This window comes from Intestinibacter sp., assembly GCF_051866655.1.
Classification (GTDB): Bacteria; Bacillota; Clostridia; order Peptostreptococcales; family Peptostreptococcaceae; genus Intestinibacter.
In genome coordinates this window covers 1-8,066 of record NZ_JBJDXL010000033.1, presented here as the reverse complement: position 1 = coordinate 8,066, position 8,066 = coordinate 1, and the positions used below count along the sequence as shown (strand labels likewise).

General features: G+C 32.4%; 10 protein-coding genes. 8 read left to right on the top strand and 2 right to left on the bottom strand.

Going from position 1 to position 8,066, the window contains the following annotated elements:
* Positions 1–25 precede the first annotated feature (25 nt).
* The 6 genes from ACI3VO_RS01010 (at position 26) to ACI3VO_RS00985 (ending at position 4,646) form a co-directional block, all read left to right on the top strand.
* Complete coding sequence (locus ACI3VO_RS01010) at positions 26–502, top strand: hypothetical protein (protein ID WP_439756115.1); 477 nt, start codon at positions 26–28, stop codon at positions 500–502.
* A 339-nt stretch (positions 503–841) separates the two neighbouring features.
* Positions 842–1,165: a hypothetical protein gene (locus tag ACI3VO_RS01005; protein WP_439756114.1), complete on the top strand. Its 324-nt coding sequence runs from the start codon at positions 842–844 to the stop codon at positions 1,163–1,165.
* Positions 1,166–1,180: 15 nt separating this feature from the next.
* Positions 1,181–1,303 carry a hypothetical protein gene (locus ACI3VO_RS01000; RefSeq protein WP_439756113.1) on the top strand — a complete coding sequence of 41 codons (123 nt, stop codon included), beginning with the start codon at positions 1,181–1,183 and terminating at the stop codon, positions 1,301–1,303.
* A gap of 1,311 nt (positions 1,304–2,614) precedes the next feature.
* On the top strand, positions 2,615–2,743 hold the full coding sequence (locus tag ACI3VO_RS00995) for a hypothetical protein (RefSeq protein ID WP_439756112.1): 129 nt from the start codon (positions 2,615–2,617) through the stop codon (positions 2,741–2,743).
* Positions 2,744–2,893: 150 nt separating this feature from the next.
* Positions 2,894–3,034, top strand: a complete 141-nt coding sequence (locus ACI3VO_RS00990; RefSeq protein WP_439756111.1) for a hypothetical protein — start codon at positions 2,894–2,896, stop codon at positions 3,032–3,034.
* Positions 3,035–4,376: 1,342 nt separating this feature from the next.
* Positions 4,377–4,646 (top strand): hypothetical protein, encoded by a 270-nt coding sequence (locus ACI3VO_RS00985; RefSeq protein ID WP_439756110.1) that lies wholly within the window; start codon positions 4,377–4,379, stop codon positions 4,644–4,646.
* Between the two features lie 1,839 nt (positions 4,647–6,485).
* Here the strand turns inward: ACI3VO_RS00985 and ACI3VO_RS00980 are convergent.
* Complete coding sequence (locus tag ACI3VO_RS00980; protein ID WP_439756108.1) at positions 6,486–6,719, bottom strand: hypothetical protein; 234 nt, start codon at positions 6,717–6,719, stop codon at positions 6,486–6,488.
* A gap of 214 nt (positions 6,720–6,933) precedes the next feature.
* Between ACI3VO_RS00980 and ACI3VO_RS00975 the strand changes: the two genes are divergently transcribed.
* The gene (locus tag ACI3VO_RS00975) at positions 6,934–7,113 is read left to right on the top strand and encodes a hypothetical protein (RefSeq protein WP_439756107.1); all 180 of its coding nucleotides are present in this window, start codon (positions 6,934–6,936) and stop codon (positions 7,111–7,113) included.
* A gap of 50 nt (positions 7,114–7,163) precedes the next feature.
* On the opposite strand, the gene ACI3VO_RS00970 is transcribed toward ACI3VO_RS00975, so the two are convergent.
* Entirely contained in the window at positions 7,164–7,397 is a 234-nt protein-coding gene (locus ACI3VO_RS00970; RefSeq protein WP_439756106.1) for a hypothetical protein, read from the bottom strand.
* Positions 7,398–7,577: 180 nt separating this feature from the next.
* On the opposite strand from ACI3VO_RS00970, the gene ACI3VO_RS00965 reads away from it, so the two are divergent.
* Positions 7,578–7,826: a hypothetical protein gene (locus tag ACI3VO_RS00965; protein WP_439756105.1), complete on the top strand. Its 249-nt coding sequence runs from the start codon at positions 7,578–7,580 to the stop codon at positions 7,824–7,826.
* The last annotated feature ends 240 nt before the right edge of the window (positions 7,827–8,066 follow it).

Sequence of the window (8,066 nt, the reverse complement as noted above, 5' to 3'; positions counted from 1 at the left end):
GGTTAAAGGATAGGGTTCTTCTGCTATGCGTTACTTGATTTGGAATGTTACTTATGCTCTTAACAAATTAAAATATAAGAATTCAGAAGGGGTTGAGAAGAAAATTAAGAGTTCATTCACTCCTTATTCTCAAATGGACTCCGAGACTAATATGTTTAAAGAAGGAGCTTCATCTACTTCTGGTTATTATTGTATGCCGCCATATGATGTTCAGAATGATGTAACCGCTTATAAGTATACTAAGATGGTTGGCAAGGTTAACTTTGCTTCTTCTATGCAATCTCATAAAATTGGGGCTTGTAAGTTGTACGACGATGCTTACAAGACTGCGGTAGGTTCTTTACCTTCTGGTGGTAGAAAAGCAGTACACGAAGAACCATTTTTATACTTCTATTGGGAATCTGATTTAGCATATGATTCCAGTGAAGCTGGTTATAATAATCCAGAATTATCTCCTATTGTAGGACTTAATTTAGCTGATTTATTAGATAATAATGACTAGATTAAGTTTATGGGATTCTAGACTTGGGGGCCTGGTAAAGGGGACAATGCTTGCAGTGGTTATGATGAAAATATTACTCCAGAGTATTTAATGCTAGAAGGTGGAGAAAATACAGAACCGACTACTAACTTTAGAGTACCTTGGTAGGAATTATAGAGAGGAACAGGAGAATTAGGAACAGCGACTTATACTCTTGGAACTTATCCTACTGTTACTTATGAAGAATCATTAGCAAGTCCTTGGGATAAGCTTTTAATTGATGATGAGTCTATTGTTCATACTACTAGAGGTGCTTGGGATATTGATTATGGAGTTGAAGAATTAACAAATTCTGATAATTTGGTATATTTTCAATTTGCAGAATCTGTACATGAATCACTAAAGAAATTCCGTGAATTTTATGATTTTGTATATACCCACGATTTTAATCTAGTTACTTCAAATGCAACCTCACCTCAAACTGGTTGGGATGTAACTAAGAAGTATGTAATTACAGCAAATTCATTCTCTGCTAATTCTACGGGACATAAGACTGGAGATATTTACCGTTATGACACTATTACTAAAGAATGGATTAAGGCAGGAGTTAGTTATGATGCTTCTACAGGTTGGGCTAGAGCTAATATTTATGAATTAACTGGTGTGTCTTCTGGTAAGTTATAGCTGGCATTAGATACCATGAAGGTTCAATTTACAGAGGGTATTACTAAATATGTAAATAAGGAAGATGTTGCCTTTCACCAAGCTTTTGTTAAATTCTTATCTGGAACCGATAATAGAGCTAAGAATACTTACTTCTAGATAATAGGTCCGGTATATGAAGAATAGGAGGATGGATCATTTATTGCTGGTTCTAAAGGAGATTACTTAGTTAGATTATTAGGTGACGACTTAGATACAATCTTGGTAACTGACAATAATGGATTGCAATCTAAACCTTATAATCTTCTTGAGACTTCTTATGACGAAACAATGCAGAAACACTGGGGAGATGCTAATAACATATTCTTCTATATGTTTGACTAGTGTTTTGAGAGTGATATTATGTAATATTTATAGAAAATTATAAGTCATGCTGGACTTGACAGAAATAAGATTACTGCCAATACTTCTTATTTCTATAAGACATTCTTTGATGTACAAACTACTTATCCTGCTGTAGCATACAATCATACTGCTAAGATTTATTACGAGAATGCTTAGTCCATCTATAATTCTAAGGTTTTATCCTATTATGGAAATAATAATATTCAACCTATTGAACAAAGTCATGGTTCATGCTTACAATGTGAAGCCTAGTTCTTAAAAGAAAGACTTGATTTCTTAGCTGGATATGCTTTAGAATCATTAGGTACTGAATTCAGTACAGCTAGTTCTGCAGGTAGTGGAGGTTCTCTTACTTTAAAAATGTAGTTTACACCATATTAGGATTTCTATCCAACATTAAAATGGGAATCTGCTTAGAATTTGGCGGAACTAGAAACCTCTAATTTTGATTGTATTAAGTATAGAGCTAAAGCAGGATAGAGTTATTCTGTAGAAGTAAATCATACAGACACAGCTATTAACTAGGGATTATATCAAACTTCTTTATATAAGGACTTAGTAATTATAGGTTTAAAGAGATCGGGACTTGATGCAGATTTTGGCCGTGTTACTAACTTCTATATTGATAATGATGCTCTTACTAATAAAGACCATGAACACTATTCTAGTATTTTTGGAGCCAATTATCCTTAGTTAGCATTAGCATCAATTACTGCAAGTTTCCCTGTATTGTAGAGTCTTACTTTAAGAAATATGTCACTTCCTGAAGAGTTAGATTTATCTACTTATCTAAAACTTGAAACTGTAGATTTATCTAATACAACTACTAAGAATGTAATATTCCCTTAGACAGGAAGATTAAAGAATGTTACTCTTCCAGATTCCATAGAAGTATTTAGAATCTACGATAATCCCGGTCTTACTGATATTGTATTCTAGGGACTTGGAAACTTGAAGACTGTATTCATTGATTGCAATAATGTTGGAAGTTTCAATGTGGATAATTTCTGTGAATAGCTAATTGATTGTAATGCTTTAGAATCCGTAACTATTAGAAATGCTAAGTTGTATATTACAGAAGATGCACTTAGAAAATTAATCTTTACCAATACATGTAACCTAACTGGAGACATCTATATTGTTACTTCTGCAGGTGGTACTACTTTAAAGGCGATTAACTTCTCTACTAAATAGCTTTTAGTTAATACCTTTGGTGATATTTCTAGTGCTAGTTCCACAATCAGAATGCACTTCTAGTCCGCTGAAATTAATGATTTTAGCTGTGCTTCTGAAGTTTCTGTATATTACCAAGCTGGTGAATCTGGGACTATTGTGAGACAGAATATGTTTGATATTACTGTTGATTCAGGTAATGATGTAGAAATTAAATCTGGAACTAATCCATTTAATCCTAATGTTAATGGTTATCTAGATATTACGTATTCTATGTCTGGTGTTTCTACAGATGTTGCAACTATTGACTAGACTGGTGCTATTACATTAAAGAAAGAATCTACTGCAACTGCTACAGTAACTATTAGTATGAAGGTAGCAAATTCTTCTACAGCTATTAAGAAAACTTCTACAGTAAGTTTTACTTGGAAGGCACCTTAGTTAGGAGATTTTGCTTATGCTGACGGTACATTTACAAGTTCTTATGATTCTAATAAGACATTAGTAGGTCTTGTATATGCTAAGAATGAAACTGATAGTACTTCTGGAACTGTTTATATTATTGGTAAAGAATATTCAGACCCTGATTAGTCCTACTATCTTGGATATACTAATGATGGAGTTGATGGTTCGACTACCGAAATATTAGCTTAGTTATACCAAGTATCTTAGTATTTAAGTTCTATTTCTGTAACTAATTACGAATCAATAGACGGAATTGCTACTCAGACTTTAGTTGATAATATCAATGTTAATACTTATGCTGTAACTTCTAATGCTACATTTAAAGGAGATACAGATACTACAGCATATATTGACCATGTAAATAATAGTGTTCTTCCTATATTATATAATGATAATAATTGCAAGCCCTACATTAGTAGAAAACAAGTAACTGTTGGAGGTTCTACAAATTATGTATATTACATAGAGTCTTTATAGAATCTTAAAGATTTATGTGAGGCAACTAAGGGACTATATTCTAATACTTCTGGAACAGACGTAATGAGTTGTATTCTCTTCCCATATTTCTATAGTATGAATGTTTATGAACCGACTGTTAAGGAAGGGGAAACATTAAATTCTGCATATTAGAAGGGAAATTGGTACGCCCCATCTGCTGCTGAATTATCTAGAATTATTTACTATAGAGGATATAGTGTTAGTGGAAGTAGTTTTAATACCGGTGATACTGTAAGAAGTGCTATTAGCACAACTGTCTCTAATGGTGGCGGGGTGTTAACAACTCCTATATTCTCATTAGCATACTCAAGAGCTAAAAACTAGTTTCCGACAGTATGGTCTAATGTAGTCGGTTCAGGAACAGATGCTGGTCCTAATAATATAACAACTACAGTTAATACTTCCGAAGCTAATAACTATTCTTACCAAAGAACTTAGACATATTCTGGAAGTGAGTATATTTATTCTAATACTTGGGTAACTGGTAGTTATAATGATTCTGCTTACTGGAATAATATACAATATAATAACGCTTGGAGATTAACTAAACACTAGGGAATACCATTTACTAAATTTAATTATTCTAAGAATGGCTAATATACAAGTAACACATAATGGAAAAGCTTATTTTGTAAATAAGTTAGATACCTTAAAATCTATGTTATCTCGTGAGGAGCTTTTATAGCTCCCCATGAGTGCATGGGTAGAAATTCTTAAACTTAAAGATGGAAGATATTATTTAAAAACATTACTTACTATCTTAACAGCTTTAATTAAGACTTATGATAAATCTTCTAAGGTAAATTCTTTTTATTATAACGGAAAGGAATATTGGTTAGATAAAAATACAAGAATGGGATTAATGAATTTAGCTAAGTGTAATCCTAGTTCTATTAATCTAGTTCTTGATGATACCATTGTAACAACATCTGCAGATAAGGCTATAGAATTTCTATCTTAGCTTGAGATTTATGCCGGAGAATGTTACTTAAATACTGCTAAACATCTTTTAACTTTAAAAGATCTTAAAACAGTTGAAGATGTAATAAATTATGATTATACTTCTGGGTATCCAGATAAGATAACATTAAATGAATGAAAAAATAGACTTATGTGAAGTAACTACTATAAGTCAAGAAAAGATAGTAATTAATGTGCCTTAGGAGGTATAGAAAGAGGAACCAAAGCTCCAAATTATAGAACTTCAATCAGTCCCAGTCTAGGAACCTCCTAAGCCATTGATTACTATTCCTATTATAGAGAGTAAACCAATCCAACCCCCTAAATTAAATTGTGATATTTAGAAAGGACCAGATTCAATTATAGGTTCTGTTGATACTGGATTTGGTTGCTCTAATTAGGTTGTTGTAGACTGCCCTAAGCCAAAATATAAATCTCATTTATGTAAAGAGAATTATTTAGGAGAATTTAAGTAGGAAACAGAGAAAGAATTAGCTAGAAATAACTTAGGAGTTTACAGCAAAGAAGAAATAGATCTTATAGTAGGTAATATAATCATTGAAAACGGGGGATTTGTTACTAAATCCCAAGTTTAGAAAATGATTAATGAAGCAGATTTTGTTAATTCTACCTTAAGATCGTATGCTGATTATCAAATACCTGATAGTTTATTTAAATTATGAGTACTCAAATAAAAAGATTATATTAGTCTAATACAGAATTTGTTCCTATTACTTTAGCAGAAGCAGTTGTAGTTAATACTTCTAGTGTTCCTGGACTTACATCACTTGGAATTACTACATTAGATAAAGTACTTAGAACTACTATGGGTATAGTAGGAACAAATGCTGGAAATATTTCTACTTTACAAACTGCTGTAAATAATATAAATACAGCATTAGAAAAGAAGTAGGATAAATTAACTGCAGGAACTGGTATTACTATTACTTCTGATGGAGTAATTAGTGCTACAGCAAGTGCAGAACTTTATAAAATTGTAACCTCTCTTCCAACTGCTAGTAAAAGTTGCGAAAATACTATATATCTTGTTCCTTCTTCTAACACCTCTGGGAATTTATTTACTGAATATATTTGTGTATATGAAACCTCTCAATCTATATATATTTGGGAATAGATTGGAACAATGTCTACTGATATAGATTTATCTAATTATGTAACTAAAGATGAATTTGATATTGTAAAGGGACAATTAGCTAACACTATTACTGCTTAGAATGTTACCACTTCAGATGGAGCATAGGTAGTAGTTAGTTATGAGATTCCATCTGATTTATATGACAGTGCAGTATCAACTGATACGTCAGACCAAGTAGTTAGTGGGTAATGGATTTACAAGTAAAATAGCTAAAGCAATATGGAGAAGTATTTGTTCCTTAGACTACTGCAGAAGCTGTTTTAGTTAAATAGGGGACAACTGTCTATACTTTAGATAAAGTTTTAGAAAAGAAAGTAGAATAGATTATAACTCCTGCTGGGTCAGGTCTTAGTGCTTACAAACAAGGAACTTCTATAATTGTTACTCACTCTAATATTATTACTGCTAATGATACACCATAGTCAGTAAAGGTTAAGTATGATAATAGGGGACATATTGTAGAGACTACTCCAGTAAGTAATCTTAATGTAATAGTAGATACAGAAGGCTATACTTAGTATAATGGAGACTAGGAAAGAAATCTCATGTTTGGGGATGATTTCGGAATAGATAATAATAAAATAGCATTAAAATGGAATAATATATAATGGCATTACTTAATTTTGCAAATACATATGCTGAAATCTCCTAGAATCTAACATTACCTTAGTCCGATACTGGGGATTATGTAAAGTTATTCTTTTCTAAAGATGGACATATTATTTCACATGGAAAAGATTTTACTCCCACCTTTACTCCTACGGAGAGAGGTTTAGTTCCTCTTTCTTCTGGTAACGTAACTGATTTTCTAAGAGCTGATGCAACATGGGCAGCAATAACTACTTCTGACTTACCAATGGCTACTAGTGTAGCTGACGCTATATCTAATGGAGTTACTACAACTACTTTATTAAGCACAGCGTAGATTATACAATATGTATCAGATTAGTTTTCTGCTAATGATGCAATGAGATTTAAAGGTTCTATTAAATAGACAGGGAGTGCTTATGAAACAACAACAGCTGATGGTACAATAAGTGGATTTCCTACTAAGTGTGAAGTTGGAGACACCTATAGAATTCTATCTAAGGGAACATATGCTGGGTATACCTGCTCTGTTGGAGATATGCTTATGTGTATCAAAGATGGGAGTGGAAGTATAAATAGTTCTACTTATTGGACTGCTGTAGAAGCAAATATTAATGGTACAATAGCACATACTGTAAATGGTACAAATTATACTGTATACTCTCCAAATATTGATACAACTGATTCATTTACTATTTTTGCTCCAGTAACAGGAGGAACATAGAATTAGGTTTTAATAAGTAATGGAATTACATCAGCACCAGTCTGGGTTAATCAATCTGCTCTTAAAGTAGGAGAAGCAAGTAAGACTACACATGCTCTTTCTGTTAGTACTGGATTAAAATTTAGTACTGGAACATCATTTGATGGTAGTGAAGATAGAACAATAGTGTTAGTAGCTGCAACTACAACTACTCTTGGAGGTGTTATTGTAGGAAGTAATATTACTTTATCTAGTGGTACAATTAGTATAACAAAATATAATGTAATAGATGCTTTAGGGTACACCCCAGTATAGAAGGATACTTGGAGACCTGTTTCTATTGGTGGAACTTCTATAGGAGATAATAAACTGAATTTTGTAGCATCGGGAGATGTTTATGTTTTAGCTAACAATAATAGTGGAACAACTGATGTTAGTTTTGGAATAAGTTGGTATAATATAAGTACAGGAAAATAGGAAATAGCATGAGAATTGCATACAATCCAAAAACTGCCGCTGCTTTAACTACAGCGCCAGCAAATAATGATATTACTTTTGACCTTAGTGGTTTAAGTATTTATGTTAAAGGTGTAAGATTTAAAGGAACAGATACTACATATTCTGTATTTAAAAAACATGATTCAAGTGGTGGCGGATATGATGGATTGGTGCCTGTTCCCAGTTATAATAATAATTCTAAAAATAGATATTTAAGAGAAGATGGTACTTGGTAGTATGTTGCAACAACTGATTAGAGTGTACTATAGTCTGAAACTACAACTACTTCGTATAGACCAATAGTATTAGGTCTAACTTATGATGCAGATGCATCTAATTTAGCTAAATCAGTAACAGGTTAGGTATATGTTACAACTAAAATGTATGCCTAGCCTTCTACTGGTTACTTATATGCCTCTAAATTATTCTCTGGTGGTAAAGAAGTATTAACAGAACATCAGTCCCTTGCTAATTAT